18 protein-coding genes and 1 tRNA gene are annotated in these 18979 nt (G+C 60.6%); 16 read left to right on the top strand and 3 right to left on the bottom strand.

Annotated elements, in window-relative coordinates; all coding sequences use genetic code 11:
* Positions 1 to 145: 145 nt before the first annotated feature.
* From HY696_07015 to HY696_06985, 7 genes are all read left to right on the top strand, one after another.
* Positions 146 to 218: transfer RNA gene (locus HY696_07015), tRNA-Arg, on the top strand.
* A gap of 470 nt (positions 219 to 688) precedes the next feature.
* Entirely contained in the window at positions 689 to 1015 is a 327-nt protein-coding gene (locus HY696_07010) for a hypothetical protein (protein ID MBI4238150.1), read from the top strand.
* Between the two features lie 89 nt (positions 1016 to 1104).
* On the top strand, positions 1105 to 1434 hold the full coding sequence (locus HY696_07005) for a nucleotidyltransferase domain-containing protein (GenBank protein MBI4238149.1): 330 nt from the start codon (positions 1105 to 1107) through the stop codon (positions 1432 to 1434).
* Positions 1431 to 1841: a HEPN domain-containing protein gene (locus HY696_07000; GenBank protein ID MBI4238148.1), complete on the top strand. Its 411-nt coding sequence runs from the start codon at positions 1431 to 1433 to the stop codon at positions 1839 to 1841. The genes HY696_07005 and HY696_07000 overlap by 4 nt, the downstream gene beginning before the upstream one ends.
* Positions 1842 to 1902: 61 nt before the next feature.
* Entirely contained in the window at positions 1903 to 3717 is a 1815-nt protein-coding gene (typA, locus tag HY696_06995) for a translational GTPase TypA (protein MBI4238147.1), read from the top strand.
* Between the two features lie 117 nt (positions 3718 to 3834).
* Positions 3835 to 5667 carry a hypothetical protein gene (locus HY696_06990; protein ID MBI4238146.1) on the top strand — a complete coding sequence of 611 codons (1833 nt, stop codon included), beginning with the start codon at positions 3835 to 3837 and terminating at the stop codon, positions 5665 to 5667.
* Positions 5668 to 5793: 126 nt separating this feature from the next.
* Positions 5794 to 7107 (top strand): tetratricopeptide repeat protein, encoded by a 1314-nt coding sequence (locus HY696_06985; protein ID MBI4238145.1) that lies wholly within the window; start codon positions 5794 to 5796, stop codon positions 7105 to 7107.
* A 27-nt stretch (positions 7108 to 7134) separates the two neighbouring features.
* Here the strand turns inward: HY696_06985 and HY696_06980 are convergent, their stop codons facing one another.
* Positions 7135 to 8490 (bottom strand): thrombospondin type 3 repeat-containing protein, encoded by a 1356-nt coding sequence (locus HY696_06980; GenBank protein ID MBI4238144.1) that lies wholly within the window; start codon positions 8488 to 8490, stop codon positions 7135 to 7137.
* A 107-nt stretch (positions 8491 to 8597) separates the two neighbouring features.
* Between HY696_06980 and dnaJ the strand changes: the two genes are divergently transcribed.
* From dnaJ to alaS, 9 genes are all read left to right on the top strand, one after another.
* The gene (gene dnaJ, locus HY696_06975) at positions 8598 to 9662 is read left to right on the top strand and encodes a molecular chaperone DnaJ (GenBank protein ID MBI4238143.1); all 1065 of its coding nucleotides are present in this window, start codon (positions 8598 to 8600) and stop codon (positions 9660 to 9662) included.
* Positions 9659 to 10627 (top strand): lysophospholipase, encoded by a 969-nt coding sequence (locus HY696_06970; GenBank protein MBI4238142.1) that lies wholly within the window; start codon positions 9659 to 9661, stop codon positions 10625 to 10627. Before dnaJ ends, HY696_06970 begins: the two co-directional genes overlap by 4 nt.
* 138 nt (positions 10628 to 10765) lie before the next feature.
* Positions 10766 to 11320 (top strand): hypothetical protein, encoded by a 555-nt coding sequence (locus tag HY696_06965; protein MBI4238141.1) that lies wholly within the window; start codon positions 10766 to 10768, stop codon positions 11318 to 11320.
* 88 nt (positions 11321 to 11408) lie between these two features.
* Positions 11409 to 11870: a phosphatidylglycerophosphatase A gene (locus HY696_06960; protein MBI4238140.1), complete on the top strand. Its 462-nt coding sequence runs from the start codon at positions 11409 to 11411 to the stop codon at positions 11868 to 11870.
* 142 nt (positions 11871 to 12012) lie between these two features.
* Positions 12013 to 13242 carry a competence/damage-inducible protein A gene (locus HY696_06955; protein ID MBI4238139.1) on the top strand — a complete coding sequence of 410 codons (1230 nt, stop codon included), beginning with the start codon at positions 12013 to 12015 and terminating at the stop codon, positions 13240 to 13242.
* A complete protein-coding gene (thpR, locus tag HY696_06950) occupies positions 13239 to 13817 on the top strand; it encodes an RNA 2',3'-cyclic phosphodiesterase (protein MBI4238138.1) in 579 nt (192 codons plus the stop codon). Before HY696_06955 ends, thpR begins: the two co-directional genes overlap by 4 nt.
* A 177-nt stretch (positions 13818 to 13994) precedes the next feature.
* The gene (gene recA / locus HY696_06945; GenBank protein ID MBI4238137.1) at positions 13995 to 15149 is read left to right on the top strand and encodes a recombinase RecA; all 1155 of its coding nucleotides are present in this window, start codon (positions 13995 to 13997) and stop codon (positions 15147 to 15149) included.
* A gap of 53 nt (positions 15150 to 15202) precedes the next feature.
* Positions 15203 to 15580 (top strand): hypothetical protein, encoded by a 378-nt coding sequence (locus HY696_06940; protein ID MBI4238136.1) that lies wholly within the window; start codon positions 15203 to 15205, stop codon positions 15578 to 15580.
* Positions 15581 to 15627: 47 nt separating this feature from the next.
* A complete protein-coding gene (alaS, locus tag HY696_06935) occupies positions 15628 to 18249 on the top strand; it encodes an alanine--tRNA ligase (GenBank protein MBI4238135.1) in 2622 nt (873 codons plus the stop codon).
* Between the two features lie 18 nt (positions 18250 to 18267).
* Here the strand turns inward: alaS and HY696_06930 are convergent, their stop codons facing one another.
* Positions 18268 to 18708 (bottom strand): type II toxin-antitoxin system VapC family toxin, encoded by a 441-nt coding sequence (locus HY696_06930; protein ID MBI4238134.1) that lies wholly within the window; start codon positions 18706 to 18708, stop codon positions 18268 to 18270.
* Positions 18709 to 18710: 2 nt separating this feature from the next.
* A complete protein-coding gene (locus tag HY696_06925; GenBank protein MBI4238133.1) occupies positions 18711 to 18974 on the bottom strand; it encodes a hypothetical protein in 264 nt (87 codons plus the stop codon).
* Positions 18975 to 18979: the final 5 nt, after the last annotated feature.

Below are 18979 nucleotides of genomic sequence, written 5' to 3'. Positions count from 1 at the left end.
GGCCATGCTGATCGTCGATAGACGAGCCGACGCTAGATCGATGGGTTAGTGCGGGCACAGGGTCCCCGCAGCGCGGAGTGGATCTCTGCCAGAGAAAATCCACTTTTTCTCCAGCGCGAATTCCGGTAACCAAGGGCTGCGAGACGCCCCTGTAGCTCAGTGGATAGAGCACAGGTTTCCTAAACCTGGGGTCGCAGGTTCGATCCCTGCCAGGGGCGCAGGCGGGGGCTGGCACGCAGCCGTTGAGCTGCGGCTGGGCAGTTGCTGGCCGCAGCGATTACGGATGCGGGTCCCCGGAGTGGCGTGCCCGAACGTTGTTGTTCGGGCACGGCGTTCACGGAGGGGACACCAGCCTCCGGTTGCGCCTTTGGCGCGGGAACGGAATTGGCCGGCACCGCACCGACGCCAGGCAAGGCGGGTGTTGCCCCACAGTGCGGGAATGGAGGCAGGGGCCACTGGCGAGGTTCGACGACCGAGGCGGGCACCAGCCGCCGCAGGCGGATGGTCGCCGAGGAAGTCCCCGCAGTGCGGAGCGCGGAGGGGATCCCTGCCAGGGGCGCAACGATTTTCCGCCAGGAAAATCGTCCTCCATTTTCCATTTTCGATTATCTATTTTCTGAAGCTTTCGCTTTTGTCGTCAGCGGGAAGATCGAGAAAATAGCAAATGGAGCATTGAAAATAGAGATCCATGCCAATGCCAAAAGGAATCATCTGGTGGCGCTATCTGCGAGCCGGTGGAATCGGCGGGATGTGTGGCTTAGGGCTTGGGTTTCTGATTGGTGCCAGCGTTGCCGCACTCATAAACATCGTCGTCGGAGCCTTGCTGTATGGGAGTCCGATTACGACTACTCCTGATTCCTCACCATTGCAGTTTCAATTCGCGTTTTCATGGGACGCCATCATGCTCTCCAGTCTGGTTTGGGGCGGGCTGATCGGTGGTATCAATATTATCTCCGGCGTCGTCGTCGGGTGCCTGCGGTTGTACCGACGGCAGAGAGAGAACGGGTCTGAATAAGAAGCGGGGCTGTCATCTGTCGTGCCCACGCCTCACGCTCCCAGTGATTATTTGACTCCGCCCCGCATCTTTTCTATACGACGCCCACGATGCGGCTCAGTCCTCGGGAACGGAAATTGTGCACGATGTACAAGGCCCAACTGCGGAAGCAGTTGGGGGAGCGACTGCAGGCCTATCGCCTGTTTGGATCGTGGGCGCGTGGTGAGGCGACCGAGGAGTCCGACGTTGACCTCCTCGTAGTCGTTGACGCGTTGACGCGGGAGGAAAAAAATCAGCTGCTGGATGCAGCGTACGACCTGTCCGTGCAGGCCGAGCGGATCTTGTCGCCGCTGATTGTCGAGCGAAAGTGGTATCGATTGTTGCAACGTCGAGAACGCCTGCTGGCGAAAGAAATTGCACGGGATGGAATCGATCTATGAATGTCGCCAATAAGCGGGAAAACATTCGGGCCGAGATCGAACGCGGGCGCGAGAGTTTTCGGGCAGCCGAGGTCTTAATGGCGCAATCCCTGTACGCCGATGCCATCTCGCGCGCCTATTACGCCGCGTTTCATGCGGCGACCGCATTGCTATTGACCCGTGGTATTGAGGCGAAGAGTCATGCCGGAGTCCTGAACCGATTCAGCCTGCTGTTCATCAAGCCTGGTCTATTCGATTCGAGTTATGGTCGTGTCTTGAGTCGGGCGCAAAAGTACCGCGAGGAATCGGATTACAGTGCGGCGTTTGTGTTTACGGAGCACGACGCGCAACAATGCATTACCGACGTGCAGCGATTCTTGCGTGCTGCCCGGGCCTATCTGAAAAAGCATCGATTTATGGCGAAATAGTGTCGTCCGTTCTTCGCGCCAGCAAGTGTCACTGAGCCAAACAGTACGAAAGGATCACGCCGTGCCCCATACCGTTGCGCAGAACGATCGTTTACGGAATATCGCCATTATCGCCCATGTGGACCACGGCAAGACGACGTTGGTCGATTTTATGCTGCGTCAAAGTGGAACGTTTCAGGCCCATCAGTCCGTGGATGAGCGGGTGATGGACAGTATGGATCTGGAACGGGAACGTGGAATCACGATCGCGTCGAAGAACTGTTCCATCGCGTGGCAAGGACACAAGATCAATATCATCGATACGCCGGGTCACGCCGATTTCGGGGGCGAGGTCGAACGCGGTCTGAAAATGGTCGATGGCGCGATCTTGCTGGTCGACGCCTCGGAAGGTCCGTTACCGCAGACGCGCTTCGTCTTGAAGAAGGCGTTGGAGGCGCGGTTGGCGCTGATCTTGGTCATCAATAAGATCGATCGCAAGGATGCGCGGCCGCAAGAAGTGCTGAACGCGGTGTATGATCTGTTCATCGACCTCGACGCGGACGAACGGCAGATCGATTTCCCCGTGTTGTATGCCATTGGCCGCGACGGCATTGCGCAGCCGACGCTGGACACGCCGGGCACCGATCTCGCGCCATTGCTCGACGCGATCATGCACGAAGTGCCGCCGCCGCGTTACGATCCGACCGAGCCGTTCCAAATGCTCGTGACCAATTTGGCATATTCCGATTACGTCGGTCGCCTGGCGGTCGGGCGGGTCTTTCATGGCCAGGCCCATCAGGGAGAACACTTGGTCCGACTGGCCGCCGATGGCGTGCCGCGTTCCCTCAAGATCTCCAGTCTCCAAGTCTACGAAGGGATTCAAACGCATGAGGCCGAGCTCGTAGAGCCGGGCGATATCGTGATCCTCTCCGGGATCGAAGAGGTCGCGATCGGCGACACGATCTGTGCGGCCGAGTCGCCGAAGGCGTTGCCGCGGATCGTCGTGGATGAACCAACGGTCGCGATGTCGTTCATGGTGAACACGTCGCCGTTGTCCGGGCGCGACGGCAAATTCGTCCAGTCGCGCCGCATTTTGGAACGGCTGGAGAAAGAAACGCTCCACAATGTGGCGCTGCGCGTGATGCCGGGCGAGAGTCCCGATTGTTTCGTGGTGCAAGGGCGCGGCGAATTTCAGATGGCGATCCTGATCGAAACGATGCGGCGGGAAGGATTCGAATTAGCGGTGGGGCGGCCGCGGATCATCTTCAAGACCGGACCGCGCGGCGAACAATTGGAACCGATCGAACATCTGTTTGTGGACATCCATGAAGACTTTACCGGCGTCGTGACCGAAAAGGTCTCGCGGCGACTCGGCCGCATGACCAACATGGTGAATCACGGTTCCGGACGGGTTCGGTTGGAATTCTCGATCCCATCGCGCGGCTTGATCGGGTATCGCAGCGAGTTCCTGACCGACACCAAAGGGACCGGGCTGATGAATTCGTATCTGCAAGGCTATGAACCGTATCGCGGCGATCTGCAGAGTCGTGTGACAGGATCGTTAGTGGCGGATCGGTCCGGCGCGGCAGTGGAATACGGCCTGTTTCATCTCGAACCGCGAGGCCGGTTGTTTGTGGTGCCGGGCGTGGAGGTCTACGAGGGGATGATTATCGGGGAGCACAATCGGGAAGTGGATCTGAACGTGAACGCGTGCAAGGCGAAGAAGCTCACCAATATGCGTGCGGCCGCAAAAGACGAAAGCACGTCGCTCGCGCCGATCGTGCCGATCACGTTGGAACAAGCGATCGAGTTCATCCGCGACGACGAGCAAGTCGAAGTGACGCCGAATTTCCTGCGGATGCGGAAGAATATCCTGCCGGCGCAGCTGCGCAAGTAAACACTTTGTGATAATTTGTGAGAAGCTCTTTAAGCACAAGTCCGTCAGATTGAACTACTTGGGGTGTGGACCTGTCCGTAACGTGACATGCAACCGTGGAATGCGTAGGGGGCAACGATGCGTACCAGGAAATGGTTGGCGGTGATGCTGGGTCTGAGCGTGTTACCCGGTATCGTGTACGGCGTGAGTGCTCCGAAGCCGTCAAAAGGCGCTTGGACCATGGTGCAGCAGGCCAAGTCGAAGCTTACGAAACAACCCAAAACGAGTACCAAGTCGCCGCTTCAGCCGACGCAGGCGCCCGACGCTTTTGATATCATCTGCGCGGTCATCAACACCCACCGCGCAAAAGTCGGTTTATCGGAATACAGTGCCGAGGAATGTGCCTCGCAAGCCATTCGGTATGACTATGGCTTTTTTCTGGACGCCGTGGTCCTCAAGCGAGACGGCAAGATGACGGAGATGGCGTGGGATGTCACGAAGGAGTTCTTTTCCATGACGGAGGCGCGTGCGGGCGTGAATGCGATGACCGTTGGGTGGTCGGACGGTAAGGTGATTGCGGCGGGGCATGGCGTGGCGATGACCGACCTGGTCGGTAATGTGGGGGGGCCGACACTCACGGCAGCGGCCGAACTGGCGGCCGGAACAAATCAGGAGCTCATTGCGGAGGCCTATTTACAGAAGTTAGCGGAGAAGAAAGGCGCGCTCGAGGAAAAACTTGGGATGGGGGCTTCGCAACCTGCGGAACTTCCCAATTTGACGGCGATGGAAGGCGATGGTCCGCAGAGTGGCGGTCAAAAAATGGTGGAGACGGCTCTCGGGAAATTGAAGGCGAGTGGTGTCAACGTCGATGGTGCCGCCTGTGGGCGCGGCTGGCAGACAGAGGTCGTCGGATTGAGCGGCGGCAGTGGGCCAACGGGCGGGCAGACGACGGCGGGCAATGGCGGCGTTGCGTTCGCGGGTGGAGAAGGTGGAGGTGGAGGTAGCGGCGGCAAAGCGGAAGGGACGATGTTTGGTCCCAAGGGGCCACCGGCGGGTGGTGGCGGTCAGGGTGCGGCGAATGGTTTGGCGCAGATTTGTGGTGAAGGGACCTATGACAAAGGCTGGTTGATGGACTTGCCGGGAAAAAACAGCAAGAACGCCTTTGAATTGTTGCAGCAGACCAATGCGACATATGAGGAGGCGAAGGATGCCCTGGATTTGTTCAATGACGCGCTCGGGAATGTACCGGCGTACGGAGAGGCCGCTAAAGAGAAGAAGGAATTGGTGGCGAATCTGAAGGAAGCGGGAGCGCAGCAGGAGGCGGCTACAGCCTTGAATGTTAAGGCGCAGGAGCAGGGGGGTGCAGCGGCTGCGGCATCCGGCAATAAGGCCACGAAGGAAGAAGCCAAAAAAACAGAAAAAGAAATTGTGGATCTGAAGGGGAAAGCGGACGAGTTGAAAAAGAAAGTGGGTGCCAAATCAGGAGTGCAAGATGGGGGCACCGGGGTAGATGGCGCTGGAGCGGCCGCACCGATCTGCACGGCCAATGCGATGGCCGCGGCCAGTTATTGCGGAGTGGGCGGGACATATGCCGTGATGAAATACGTCTACAAGGAAGACATCTACGGCGATCTGCCGGCGCCACCCAGCCCGGAGATGGAGTGTCAGATGGAAGGAATGGTCGCGATGGGAGTGGGTGGGGAGGTCTGCTGTAAGTGCGAAATGGGGCCCGACGGGGGCACAATCTGTGACGCGGCGAGTTGCAAGGCCCCGGCGTGGGCGCTGGATTGGTCAAAGATTGTTCCATTCTTGCCGGACGTCGGCCCTGACATGCAAGGTGCCATGCCGGTGCAGGCGACCCCGGCGCAGCAGATGGCGGTGCCGCAGCAGGCCATGCCACCGCTCCAACCGCTCCAGCGCACCAATACGAAGACGCCAGTGACGGGTGGGAGTGCGGCGCCGACTGAATAGCGCACCGACCGGTGATGAATAGTGCGGTAACGCCCGGGGCTGGACATGTCCAGCTCCGGGCTTTTTGTTACGCAACATTTCGTGTGAGCGGCCGATACTATGGTAAGAGATCGGACGGATGGACGCATGAAAGTTCGTGGCTACGATATTCAGATTCCGATAAACTCCGACGCCCTCGTTGGGCCATGGTTGGCCGCGAAGTCGGCAGCCGAGTTGGTGGCACTCGATAGTGGCGACATCTTAAACAGCGCTAGTACGACGGATCGGCCGAGTGATCATGCCCTGGGGCCTATCGAAATCACACAAGGGATTTTGGCAGAATATCGACAGCACACGGTCGAAGCGGTACGGGCAGGTCTGGCGAGGGATGGCGCGCGCGTTGAGCACGCTCGTCGGCAACGAAATACGCTGGCCGCGATGATTGTACAACTCGATTGGAATCCCGCCTTTCATATCAAAAACACGGCATACCTGGATCGGGTCACTGACTTACTTCGACAAGTCACTCACCGGGATGCTCGAGTCTTTTCTGAACTCTATCACATGAGTCTTGCCGCGTGGCAGGAAGGTGGTGCGTGTCTCCGTCGTCCGGTTGGCTCACATGACGGAGCCGAGATGGGATTAACGGTCGACACAACCGTGACGGCCTGCCAGACAGTGCCGCCCACGTTAGACAAACTAGGAAATTGTGTTGATATCGCCAACCAGGCCCTCACGCTCGCCACGAGTGCCCTTGCCGTCTATTCCGGCCCCGACGCTACGATCGAATTCGTCGATATCAGCAACATTGCGTTAACACCGGAGACGCGACAAATGCTTGGAGTGCCGGCTGACCAAGTCTTGGGCCACGTCTTTCTCCAAGTGCGGACGGCCGATGGGCTCAGCATCTGGGATCCCGCTGCGATCGGCTATCGAGTCCCGAAGCCGGCCACTTACCTGGTTGCCGATCCATGGCGGCGTTCTATCGCCGACTATCACTACCGTCGTGGTTCCGGGTTGGACGATCAAGGCGAGTGGGGCGCCGCCTTGCAAGAGTATGATCGGGCCATCGCGATCGATCCGACCGACCCTTCCAGCCACATCCATCGTGCGATCACATGCGTGCGCCTGGAGCGGTTTGAGGAAGCGGAGCTCGATTATCGGGCGGCTCTCCAGTACGACCCCAGGAGCGTCGCGGCATGGGCCGGTTTGGGAGATCTCTATGTCCGCATGAGCAAGCCTATGGCCGCGATAGAGGCGTCCAGCCACGCCACTATTGCGGATCCGTCGTACGTCGTGGGGTGGGTGAACTTAGGCCTGGGCCTGATGTCTGCAGACCGACTCGCAGAGGCTGTGAATGTCTTTCGCACGGCGCTTGAAGTGGACCCGCAGTATGGGAATGCCTATCAATATCTCGAAACGGCGCAGCAGCGGGTAAAGTTGCCTACAATTCAGCAGTAGCGCATCCGGCAGTGCCGTTCTGTAGCCTTACCGAATAATCAACGAGCAGCCGGTGCCGCCGGTCACTGAGGACGGCACGACGACGCCGTCGCCGCTGGCGTCGGTGACTTCGCCAGTGTCGGTGTCGTCGGTGGAGTCGCCGACCGCAGCGGGGGTGGCGGTCGGTGGTGGGGGCGATTCGGTCGGGGCGCCCGGCGTGGTGTCGCAGACATCGCCGGAGCCGTCGTCGTCGGTGTCGACTTGTTCGACGTTGGCGGCGAGCGGGCAGTTGTCGCTGATATTTTCGATACTGTCGCCGTCGCGGTCGGGGTCGCACAAATCGCCGATGTGGTCGGCATCTTGATCCGCTTGGTCGGCGTTCGCATTCGCGGGACAGTTGTCGCTGCCGTTGACCAGGGCGTCGCCGTCAATGTCGGTGTCGCAGGCGTCGCCACCGCCGTCGAGGTCGCTATCGAGCTGGCTCGGATTGGCCGTCGTCGGGCAGTTGTCGGCGCCATCCGCGAATGTGTCGCCGTCGTCGTCGGCGTCGCACGCGTTGCCGTTGTTATCGCCGTCTTGGTCCGCCTGATCCGGATTCGCGAGGCCGAGGCAGTTGTCGGTGGTGTCGGAGACACTGTCGCCGTCGTCGTCGTCGTCGCAGTCGTCGCCGGTGGCGTCGCCGTCGAAGTTGGCTTGGCTGATGTTGAAGGTCAGTGGGCAGTTGTCGGTGGTATCGAGGACGCCGTCGTTGTCGTCATCGGCCTCGCAGCTGTCGCCGGAGCCGTTCGCGTCGGTGTCGGTTTGGGCCGCATTGGCTGCGAGCGGACAGTTGTCGCTGGCGTCCGCGACGCCGTCGCCGTCGTCGTCGGTGTCGCAGGGATTGCCGATCCCATCGGCGTCGGGATCGAGCTGACTCGCGTTGGCATTGACGCGGCAATTGTCGACGTTGTCCGGGACGCCGTCGGCGTCGTCGTCGAGATCGCAGGCATCGCCGAGCGTGTCCGCGTCGGTGTCGACTTGTTCGGCGTTCGCGAGCAGTACGCAGTTGTCGGTTCCGTCCGCGATGCCGTCGCCGTCGTCGTCGGGATCGCAGACGTTGCCGAACGCGTCGCTATCGGAATTGGTTTGATCGGCGTTGCCGGTGGTCGGGCAGTTGTCGACCGGATCGACGACGCCGTCGCCGTCGCTGTCGGGAGGTTGGCAGGCGTCGCCGCTGCCGTCGCCGTCGCTGTCCGTTTGTATCGGATTGGCGACCGTCGGGCAGTTGTCGGTGGTGTCCGCAATGCCGTCGCCGTCTTGATCGGCCGGGCCGCCGGCTTGGGTCGGAGAAAAGAACAACAGGGCTGCGATTGCTATAGATAAGGTAGCAAGGCGCATGCCGAACGGTGCGTTAGGTGTTTTCATGAATTCTCCCCGAGATTCAGCGCAGTTATGCCGATGTTTTTATTCAGTGTCAACATTTTCGGGCTCGAACGTTGACATTTATAGGAAAGACTTTATGTAGTGCGCCGATCATGAAGCGTGATTACTACGACGTACTCGGTCTCCAACGGAGCGCCGATGACAACGAGATCAAGAAAGCATACCGCAAGTTGGCCTTGCAGTTTCACCCCGATCGCAATCCTGGCGATCATAGCGCCGAAGAAAAATTCAAAGAGGCCTCTGAGGCCTACGAAGTCCTGAGCGACGCGGAGAAGCGGCGGATTTATGACCAATATGGACACCAAGGGCTGCAAGGGCGCGGCTTCGAAGGGTTCCATGGCGTCGATGAGGTCTTCTCGTCCTTCGGCGATTTATTCGAAGAGCTGTTCGGCGGTGCCGGGTTCGGGGGCGCCCGGCAAGGGGCGCGAGGGCCTCGCGCGCGGGCGGGATCGCATTTGGAGGCGGCGCTCAAAGTAACGCTGGAAGAGGCCGCGCACGGCGTGGAGCGCGAATTAATGATCGACAAGACGGCCCATTGCGCCCAATGCAAGGGGAGTGGCGCCGGGCCGAAGGGTCGCACGCCGTGTAGTGCGTGCGATGGCAGCGGACAGGTCACGACGCGCCAAGGGTTTTTTTATCTGCAGGCCACTTGTGCGCAATGCCGCGGCGAGGGGTGGCGGATCACCGATCCGTGCGGAGAATGTCGCGGGCGCGGCGTGGTGCGGACCAAGCGGAAATTGAACATCAAAGTGCCGCCCGGTGTGGAAGACCAAATGCAGTTAGTGTTGCGCGGCGAAGGCGAGGCGGGACTGAATGGCGGACCGCCGGGCGATTTGTACGTGACGTTGCAAGTGGCCGCGCATGCGAATTTCGAGCGGCGCGGCGACGACCTGTGGCATCGCTTGGACCTCTCGGTCGTCGACACGATGATGGGAACCCGATTGACTGTGCCGACATTATATGGAACTCACGAGCTGGATGTCGCCGCGGGAACCGACGCTGGCGCCGTATTGCGAATCAAAGGGCAGGGGATGCCGAACGTGCGCACCGGGCGGAAGGGTGATCAATGTATCGAGATCGTAGTGCGGACGCCGAAGCGACTCTCCAAGCGAGCGCGCCAACTCCTCGAGGAACTCCGCAAGGAACTGCCGTGACGATCGTCCCGGTCCCGGTCAGCGGGACCCTCTCCTCGTTCGCCGTCAATTCCGGATTGCGCCTCTATTATGAATGGTGGGTCCCGCGCGCGCCGCGGGCGATGCTGGTCGTGGTGCACGGCCTCGCGGAACATAGCGGGCGCTACGGTGCGCTGGTGCGGCACTGCGTAGCGCGCGGCTTCGGCGTGGCGTTGTACGACCAGCGCGGACATGGCCAATCCGATGGGCCGCGCGGCCATTTCGATCACGTGCAAGACCTGCTGAGCGACTTGGCCCAATTCGTCCAATTTACCAAGGAATCGCATCCGGGCGTGCCCGTGATCCTCGTCGGCCATAGTTTTGGCGGGCAGTTGGCGCTCAATTTCGTGGTGCGCTACGCCAAAGGGCTGCGAGGCCTGATCGTCAGCTCGCCGAACATCGCGCTCAAAATGAAACTGGCGTGGTGGAAACGGTTGTGCGGGGAACAACTCTATCGAATCGCGCCGCGGCTGCGCGTCGGCAATAACATCGACCCGCGCTGGCTCTCGAACGATCCGGACGTCGTGCGCGCGTTCGAACAGGATCCGCGGATCTGCCGGACGCTGACGCTGCATGCGGCACGCGAAATCATGCGCAACCTCGATGTCGTGATGGCGTTGGCGTCGCGCATTCATATCCCCGCGCTCTTTTTGCACGCGGGGGATGACCGGATCTGCGATCCGGAGGCGACGCGGCGGTTTTTTCGGCGCGTGCCGGTCACGCGCAAACGATTGAAAATTTACGAGGGGATGCAACACGAGATCTTTAATGAAGTAAAGCGCGCGGCGGTGTTCGCCGATGTCGAGGAGTGGTTGACCGAGTTGCTCCAGACTTCGCCTGCCGCGGAGGCGCGACCGGAGTCGGCGGACGAGGCCGCAGTGGCGGCGCCGCGGAGCTATACGCTGGGGCGTGGAGAACGGTGGACGGGACATGGGAACCTCGGATAATACCCCATCTGCGTCGTTGCCCGCGGAGCCGCGATCCTCACGTACAACTACGTACGCTCCGGTCGCGGCTCCGCGGGCGCCTAGCATCTGGGGCATTCTTCGAGGTTCCCAACAAAATGAATTCTTTGAGGTGCCCCTATGAACAGGGACCAGGGAAAGTTGCGAGGCTGGTGTGTGGTGTTCGGCGTGCTCGTTGCGCTCACGGTGTGTACGGAGGCGATGGCCTCGTATCGGAAGACGTTGCGGCAGCATCATCGGCGGGGTGAATTTTTTAACTTCGATTCGATGCATTCCGAATTGGTGTGGGACGCAGTGCTGCTCACCCCGGCGCTGCGCGAGGCGCGGGTGGAGCGCGAGGCGGCGTTGCGCCATCTCGGCGACGACGAGGCCGTCGGGTTGCCGTCGGAGTGGTACAGCACTGGGACCGCGTTTTATTTGAGTGTCTTTATTCCGAAAGAAGCGGGGGATTTGAAAAACGGCGAGTGGCGGTTGGAATTAGTCGACGACCAAGGACGGCGGCATGCGCCGGACAGTCTATCGGAATTGCCGATCAGCGGCGTCGACCGGCGGCTCTTCCCGTTTATTACTCGCTGGTCGAAGACCTATATCGTCCGCTTCCCCGCGGCCGTGTCGCCGCCGTTGCGCCTTTCGCTGTATGGGGTCTTGGCGCGATCCACGCTGCAGTGGCGATGAATGGGTGACTGGTGGCTAGTGGCTGGTGACTGGGCAAAGGGGCTCACTTGGTCCGATCACTAACCACCAGTCACGTGAATGAGGAAGTATGCGACGAACAAGCAATCAAATTGCTCACTGGATTGCGACCGGCTTCGGCTCCGGCTATGCGCCGATCGCTCCGGGGACGGCGGCCTCAGCCGTGGCCTTGCTGTTGGCGTGGTGTTGCCGCGGCGTGACCGGATGGTGGAGTCTGTTGCTCGTATTGGTCGTGATCGCGGTGGCGATCTGGTCGGCAGAAGTTGCGCGTCACGCATTCGATAATCCGGAGGACCCATCGACCATTGTGGTCGACGAAATCGCCGGGATCTTCCTCGCCATGTGGGGACAACCATGGACGTGGGCGACCATATTGATTGCGTTCTTCGGGTTTCGGTTGCTCGATGTCTTCAAGCCGTGGCCGATCCGCCGCTTCGAACGCCTGCCGGGTGGCCTCGGTATCGTCGCCGATGATCTCGCCGCCGGTGCCGGTACGTGGGTGCTGGTCACGTTGCTCACGCGCTGGTCGTAGCCGACCGTTTGAACGTTTGTTCGAAAATCGATCACATCGTGTATTGTTCATCGAGCCTGAACCGCCGCTTCGCTCGGCGTTTGTACCAGCCATGCATGGCATTGCTTGTGCTAGAGAGTGAATCATCATATGGAGGCGAGCCATGGGGCACGTCGAAATTATTACCACCGGCAATGAAGTGCTGGTGGGAGAAGTCGTAAATACCAACGCCGTGCATGTGGCGAACGGCTGTCATGCCGAAGGCTGGACCGTGCTGCGGCATGTCACGGTTGGCGATACGGTGGACGCGATTGCTGCGGCCTGTCGCGACGCGCGCGCGCGCGCGGAGTGCGTGGTGGTCACTGGCGGCTTAGGTCCGACGAGCGACGACCTGACGTACGAAGCGGCGGCGCAGGCCTTCGATCGCCCGCTCGTTTTTTCCGACAGTGCATGGCAACAGACGCAGGAGTTTTGTGCGGCCCGCAATCGCGATTGTCCGCCGGCGAACCGGAAGCAGGCGTTTGTGCCGGAAGGGGCGGAGGTCTTGACCAACGAGCTTGGAACAGCGCCCGCCGTGCGTTTGGGCGTTGGCCCGGCGACCTTTTTCTTTCTCCCCGGCGTGCCGAGCGAAGTGGAATGGCTCTTCGGCCAGCACATCCAACCATGGTTGCGTGCGCATCGGCCCACGGTCACGCGTGCCGAACGCGTGCTGAAATGTTTCGGCATTTCGGAAGCGGTGCTCGGCGAGCGGGTGCAAGGATTGGCGCTCGCCGAGACCCAAGTCGGCTATCGACTGATCTATCCCGACGTCGCGATCAAATTACAAGTCGTGGGCGCGGAGTGGCCACAACTGGTGCAACGTCTGGATCAGTTGGAAGCGCGCGTGCGAGCGGTGTTGGGCGACGCGGTCTTCGGCACCGGCGACGCCACCTTGGCCTCGGTGGTCGGCGAACGGCTGACGGCTCGCGGCGAATCGTTGGCCGTCGCCGAATCATGCACCGGTGGAGAACTCTGTAGCACGTTGACCGACGTCCCCGGGGCCTCGGCGTTTTTTGAACGAGGCGTCATTACGTATAGCAACCACGCCAAAGTGGAATTGCTCGGCGTGCCGCGCGAAGTCTTGTTGCAATGCGGCGCGGTCAGCGCCGAGGTCGCCGAAGCGATGGCGGTCGGGGCGCGGACTCGGGCGCGCACCACCTATGGAATCGGGATCACCGGGATCGCGGGCCCCAGCGGCGGCTCGGAGGAAAAACCGGTAGGGACGGTCTATATCGGTGTGGCGACGCCGCACACGACGTTGGTGCATCACGAATGTTCTCCGCGGAGTCGTCGCTATTTCAAGCAGTGGGTCGCCGCGAAGGCGCTCGATTTGCTGCGGAACGTCCTGCCATGAAACTGCGTGCCTTTCTCGCCTTCGAAATTCCGGACGTGGTGCGCCGTGCCGTTGCCACCCTGATGCACGACCTTCGGCAATACAGTGGCGAGGATGTCAAATGGACGGCGCCGGAACACATGCATGTGACGATGCGTTTTTTCGGTAGTGTCGAAGCGTCGCTGCTGAACGGCGAGATCGCGACCCGCGTTGCGCGCCTTGCGGCGCGGTATGGCCCGCTGACGCTCGATTGCAGTGGGGTCGGCGTGTTTCCCAATTGGAAATATCCGCGCGTGATTTGGGTCGGTTTCGCCGGCCCGACCGAATCGCTGTTGCATCTGCACGATGAATTGAATCACGCGTGCGCCGGACTGCCGATTGCGGCGGATGAACGCCAATTTCGTCTCCATCTCACTGTCGCGCGCGCGGGCCGATCTGCGCTGCGGGCCGCGCTGGTGAAGCGCGTAGAAAGTTTAGGTCCCGTGCAATTCGGTGCCGTGCCTGTCGCGCAGCTGACGCTCTACAAAAGCCAATTGACAAAGTCAGGGTCGGTTTATACTCCCCTGCAGACGTTTAACTTCCAACCCAAGGAGTAAGCGCGCCGAAGCGGTAGCGGAGGCGTGGCGCGCGGTAGTAATAACTGTAACGCGACCGAGGAGGGAGCGTTGCGCACCAAAGGAGTAAGGGCGGCGGAGCGGAGCGGCGCCGTGGCCCGCGGTAGTAATAACTGCAACGCGACTGAGGAGGGAGCGTTGCGCACCAAAGGAGAGAGTATGAGCCAGCCAGTCGCAGCACCATCCGATCGCGAGAAGGCCCTGACGTTAGCGATGAGCACGATTGAAAAACAGTTTGGCAAGGGCGCGATCATGCGGCTCGGCAAGGACGAGCGCGGGGCACAAGTGGAAGTGATCCCCTCCGGCTCGCTCTCACTGGATCTCGCGCTCGGCGTCGGCGGTTATCCGCGCGGCCGGATCGTCGAGATCTTTGGACCTGAATCGTCGGGCAAGACGACGCTGGCGTTGCAGGCCGTCGCCGAGGCGCAAAAAACGGGGGGCCTTGCGGCATTCGTGGATGCCGAACACGCGCTCGATATCGAATATGCGCGCAAGCTCGGCGTGAAGACGGAAGACTTATTGATCTCGCAACCCGATTCCGGCGAACAGGCGTTAGAAATCGCGGAAACACTGGTACGTAGCGGTGCGATGGACGTTATCGTCGTCGACTCCGTCGCCGCGTTGGTGCCGAAAGCAGAATTGGAAGGGGAGATGGGCGATGCGCAGATGGGCAGCCAGGCGCGCCTGATGAGCCAAGCCTTGCGCAAACTGACCGCGACGGTCAGTCGTTCCAAATCGCTCTTCATCTTCATCAACCAAATTCGGATGAAGATCGGCGTCTTCTTCGGCAATCCGGAGACCACGACCGGCGGGAACGCGCTCAAGTTTTACGCGAGTCTTCGGATCGACGTGCGCCGGATCGGCCAATTAAAACGCGGCGAGGAAATCTTTGGGAATCGGACCGTGGCGAAGGTCGTGAAAAACAAAGTGGCGCCGCCGTTCCGCCACGCCGAATTCGACATCATTTATGGAGAAGGGATCAATCGCTTCGGGGATCTGCTCGATGTCGCCGCGGCCCAAGAAGTCGTGAGTAAGAGCGGGAGTTGGTACGAATACGGCGACGAAAAAATCGGCCAAGGACGCGAGCAAGCGATCCAGTTCCTGAAAGAAAATCCGAAAGTCTGTCGCGCGATCGCGAACGCGGTCTATGCCAAGGTGGGCTTACGCCGCGAAGTGCCGGTCGCCATTCCGGCCGCCGGGACGGCGCCCGAACTGGATCCCGCGACGGATCCCGTCGTGGCCAAGGCCGCGATTGCCGCTGCCGAAAAGGCCAAATTCGCCACCGAAAACGGCCGCCGCACCGCGAAGGGGTAACGACGTTATGATTGAGGATGTGCAATGCTAGGGGGAGAAGGCGAGCAGCGGTTATGACGGACGCAGAATTAAAACACTACTTCGGCGTCATGGTCGAACATGTCACGTCGCAAGTGCAAATGTTGGCGGAGGGACATGCGCTACTCCGGCAAGAGTTGCTGAGTGTATTCAACGATCGGTGCGACCGGATTGAAATGCGTGTCGGGGCCCTGGAGGTCGCAGTGGTCCGGCACTCGAAGGAGATCCAAGAGTTACGAATCGAGATCCAAGGGGTGCGGGAGGAGTTGAAGGCGGAATTTAAATCGGAGATCCAAGGCGTGCGGGAGGAGTTGCAGTTGGTGGAGCAACGGCTGACCGCTGAAATTCGCCACATACACACGCGGCTGGACGCGCACGATCAGATCTTGGCCGGTCTGCAGGGGATAGGCTAGTTTTTAAATTGCTCTGGGTCCGCTTCTCGCGCTACACGTCTCGCCCTATGACCCTCCGCGCGCGCGACATTCGTCAGACGTTTCTCGATTTTTTTGCCGGGCATGGTCACGCCGCCGTGGCAAGTGGTCCGTTGGTGCCGGCCGACGATCCGACGCTCTTTTTCACCAACGCCGGCATGGTCCAGTTCAAGGGGCTGTTCCTCGGCGAGGAGCGCCGCGATTATGTCCGCGCCACGACGGCGCAACCGTGCCTGCGCGTGGCGGGAAAGCATAACGACTTGGAAGAAGTCGGGCGGACGCCGCGGCATCACACGCTGTTTGAAATGCTCGGCAATTTTTCCTTCGGCGATTACTTTAAGGCTGACGCGATCGCGTTGGCGTGGGAACTGCTGACCCGCAAATTCGGCATTCCAGCCGATCGGCTCGTTGCGACGGTCTACGAAAAAGACGACGAAGCGGAACAGTTGTGGACCCGTTTTCTGCCGCGCGAACGGATCTTCCGTTTTGGCGAAAAGGATAATTTTTGGGCGATGGGCGATACCGGCCCGTGCGGACCGTGCTCGGAACTCCACTTCGATTGGACGCCGACCACGACGCCGCCAACGCGGGCCGATGTCGAATCGGGGCGTTTTTGGGAGGTCTGGAACCTCGTCTTCATGCAATTCAATCGTAGCGCCGATGGCACAATGACCCCGCTGGCGAAACCGTCGATCGATACCGGGATGGGGTTGGAGCGGCTCTGCGCGGTGTTGCAAGGCAAGCGGAGCAATTACGAGACAGACCTCTTTGCCCCGTTGATCGCGCGGATCGAGCAGGTCACCGGACGCAGCTACACGCAAGGCGATGCGCCGCACGACGTCTCCATCCGCGTCATCGCCGATCATATCCGCGCGACGGCGTTCTTGATCGCCGGCGGCGTGCTCCCGAGCAATGAAGGGCGCGGCTACGTGCTCCGCCGGATCATGCGGCGCGCGATCCGTCACGGGCGGATGCTCGGACGCCGCGAGGCCTTTTTTGCCGAGATCCTGCCCGCGCTCATCGAAGAAATGGGCGGTGCGTATCCGGAACTGCCGCAGCACCGCGCGTTCATCGACGAAGTGATGCGCAATGAAGAAGCGCGCTTCCTTGCGACGTTGGAAAATGGACTCGCGATCTTGAACGAGGCCTTTACCGAGCTGGCGCAGCAACAGTCCCAACTGTTGCCCGGCGCGGTGGCCTTTAAACTTTACGACACATTCGGTTTCCCCAAAGACCTCACGGAAGACATCGCGAAAGAGCACGGTGTGGCGATCGATCATGCCGGCTTCGAGGTCTGTATGGAACGGCAGCGCGCCCAAGCTCGCGTGCATTGGAAAGGGAGCGGCGCGGGGACGCTCGCGGACGCGTATCGTGTGTTGCAGCAGCAAGGCGTGCGGAGTGTCTTTCGCGGATACACGGACGATGTCGCAACCGGGCAGATCGTTACGCTATTGCGCGATGGAGTGGCGGTTGCCGAAGCGCGTGTCGGAGACGCGGTGGAAGTCGTTACCGATCGGTCGCCGTTTTATGCCGAACAAGGTGGACAGATCGGCGATACCGGAACGTTATTCGGTCCCGACGGTGAAGTGGAAATTAGCGATACGCAACGGCCATACGCGGGCATTATTGTGCATCGGGGGCGTGTGGTGCAGGGCCACGTGCACGCGAGCGACGCCGTCCGTCTGGTGATCGATGCTGAACGTCGCAATCAAATTCGCAAACACCACACGGCCACGCATTTGCTGCATCAGGCGTTGCGCGCGGCGCTCGGCGAACATGTGAAACAGGCCGGGTCGTTAGTAGCACCCGATCGGCTCCGTTTCGACTTCGCCCATTTCGCGCCGCTCACGGCCGATCAAATCACCGAAATCGAGCGCGAGGCGAATCGAATCATTCAAGAAAATATTACGTTGGCGATTCGCGAAGAGCCGAAGCAAGTCGCATTGGCCCGCGGGGCGATGGCATTTTTTGGGGAAAAATATGGTGACGTGGTGCGCGTCGTCGAAGTGCCCGGCTATTCAATCGAATTGTGTGGTGGCACGCATGCCCGCGCGACCGGCGATATCGGCGCGGTCAAGGTTGTCAGCGAAGGGAGTGTCGGCGCCGGCGTCCGGCGGATCGAGGCGGTCTGCGGTCGCGCGCTGATTGCATATCTCCAGTCGTTGGAAGGGGAGCAGCGAGACTTGGCCGGGCTCCTCAAGGTGGGTCCGCAGGAAGTTACGGGCAAGGTCCGCAAACTGCTGGAGCAAGTGAAGGAGATGGAACGCGAACTGCGCGCCGCGCGACAACGCACCGCGACCGGTGCCGCACAGGGTGACAACGCCGTGCGAGTCGTGAACGGCGTGAAAGTGATGGCGCGTGTGGTCCCCGACGTCGATCCAAAGACGCTGCGCACGTTAGGCGATCAATATAAACAACAACTCGGTTCCGGAATCGTTGCGCTCGCCACCGTGCGCGACGGCAAGGCGAGCGTGGTCGTAATGGTCACGAAAGACCTGTGCGATCGGTATCCCGCGCCGCAACTCATTCAGCCGCTCGTCGCTGCACTCGGCGGCACCGGCGGTGGCCGCCCCGACCTCGCCCAAGGCGGTGGGACACAGGTCGAAGCACTAGTATCCGCGCTCGCCAATTTTTTCAGTGCCGGTCAGTAGGCCATTTGCCTTGCGTGCTCACACGGATGCTCTCGTCGTCTCCGCGAAATCCTTGGGGTCGAGGCGACGGAGCGCTGGGAACTGATCGAAATGGCGATCGGCGCTGATGATCGTGCGGGTACGCGTCCGGACCATCGTGGCGCAGTGAATGGCGTCACGCGTATTGACCGCCGGGTGACGGCGGATCAGCTCCATCGCTAATCGCATATCTTCCGGCAAGACTCCGAAAACTTCATCGGCTATGGCCATGAGCAATGCCCCGACTTCCAGGGCGAGCGCTGCCTTGCCGAGCGCCCGATAGCGATACAGAATTTCTTGCACGATCTCGGTATTCGTGACGACGCTCAAGCGCCGAGCCTGGATCCGTTCAATAACGGCCGCACAAGGGCGCCGCAACGGATGCGAGCCGCCGATGGCGTACATGATGATGTTGCTGTCGAGGAAGAGTCGTTCTGCCATCGCTATGTCGGTCGGTCATATTTTCGCTTCGCATACGACTTCTCGAAGCGGGCCCAATCCGTCGTGGGGGCCTTGAGCTGCAACAGGCGTGTACAAGCGGAATCCACTTCGGCGTCCCGTTGCCGCTCGACATAGAGACGGGCAAAGGCCTCGCGCAATACGGTCCCCAGTTTCTTTTTTTGTTGGCGCGCCACCTGTTGCAGGACGTTGAATTGTTGCACGGTGAGGAGGACTTGGGCCTTCTTGGCGTACCGCAGTGTTTCCATGCCAT

Source organism: Deltaproteobacteria bacterium (assembly GCA_016210045.1).
Taxonomy (GTDB): Bacteria; UBA10199; UBA10199.
Note: the sequence above shows the minus strand (reverse complement) of the source record. Positions and strands in the feature narration are given on the sequence as shown.

Excerpts from the sequence above, each read along its gene's own strand:
- HY696_07010 (MBI4238150.1), top strand. The coding sequence starts at position 689 with ATGCCAATGCCAAAAGGAATCATCTGGTGGCGCTATCTGCGAGCCGGT.
- HY696_07005 (MBI4238149.1), top strand. The coding sequence starts at position 1,105 with ATGCGGCTCAGTCCTCGGGAACGGAAATTGTGCACGATGTACAAGGCC.
- HY696_07000 (MBI4238148.1), top strand. The coding sequence starts at position 1,431 with ATGAATGTCGCCAATAAGCGGGAAAACATTCGGGCCGAGATCGAACGC.
- HY696_06990 (MBI4238146.1), top strand. The coding sequence starts at position 3,835 with ATGCGTACCAGGAAATGGTTGGCGGTGATGCTGGGTCTGAGCGTGTTA.
- HY696_06985 (MBI4238145.1), top strand. The coding sequence starts at position 5,794 with ATGAAAGTTCGTGGCTACGATATTCAGATTCCGATAAACTCCGACGCC.
- HY696_06980 (MBI4238144.1), bottom strand. The coding sequence starts at position 8,490 with ATGAAAACACCTAACGCACCGTTCGGCATGCGCCTTGCTACCTTATCT.
- HY696_06965 (MBI4238141.1), top strand. The coding sequence starts at position 10,766 with ATGAACAGGGACCAGGGAAAGTTGCGAGGCTGGTGTGTGGTGTTCGGC.
- HY696_06960 (MBI4238140.1), top strand. The coding sequence starts at position 11,409 with ATGCGACGAACAAGCAATCAAATTGCTCACTGGATTGCGACCGGCTTC.
- HY696_06955 (MBI4238139.1), top strand. The coding sequence starts at position 12,013 with ATGGGGCACGTCGAAATTATTACCACCGGCAATGAAGTGCTGGTGGGA.
- thpR (MBI4238138.1), top strand. The coding sequence starts at position 13,239 with ATGAAACTGCGTGCCTTTCTCGCCTTCGAAATTCCGGACGTGGTGCGC.
- recA (MBI4238137.1), top strand. The coding sequence starts at position 13,995 with ATGAGCCAGCCAGTCGCAGCACCATCCGATCGCGAGAAGGCCCTGACG.
- HY696_06940 (MBI4238136.1), top strand. The coding sequence starts at position 15,203 with ATGACGGACGCAGAATTAAAACACTACTTCGGCGTCATGGTCGAACAT.
- alaS (MBI4238135.1), top strand. The coding sequence starts at position 15,628 with ATGACCCTCCGCGCGCGCGACATTCGTCAGACGTTTCTCGATTTTTTT.
- HY696_06930 (MBI4238134.1), bottom strand. The coding sequence starts at position 18,708 with ATGGCAGAACGACTCTTCCTCGACAGCAACATCATCATGTACGCCATC.
- HY696_06925 (MBI4238133.1), bottom strand. The coding sequence starts at position 18,974 with ATGGAAACACTGCGGTACGCCAAGAAGGCCCAAGTCCTCCTCACCGTG.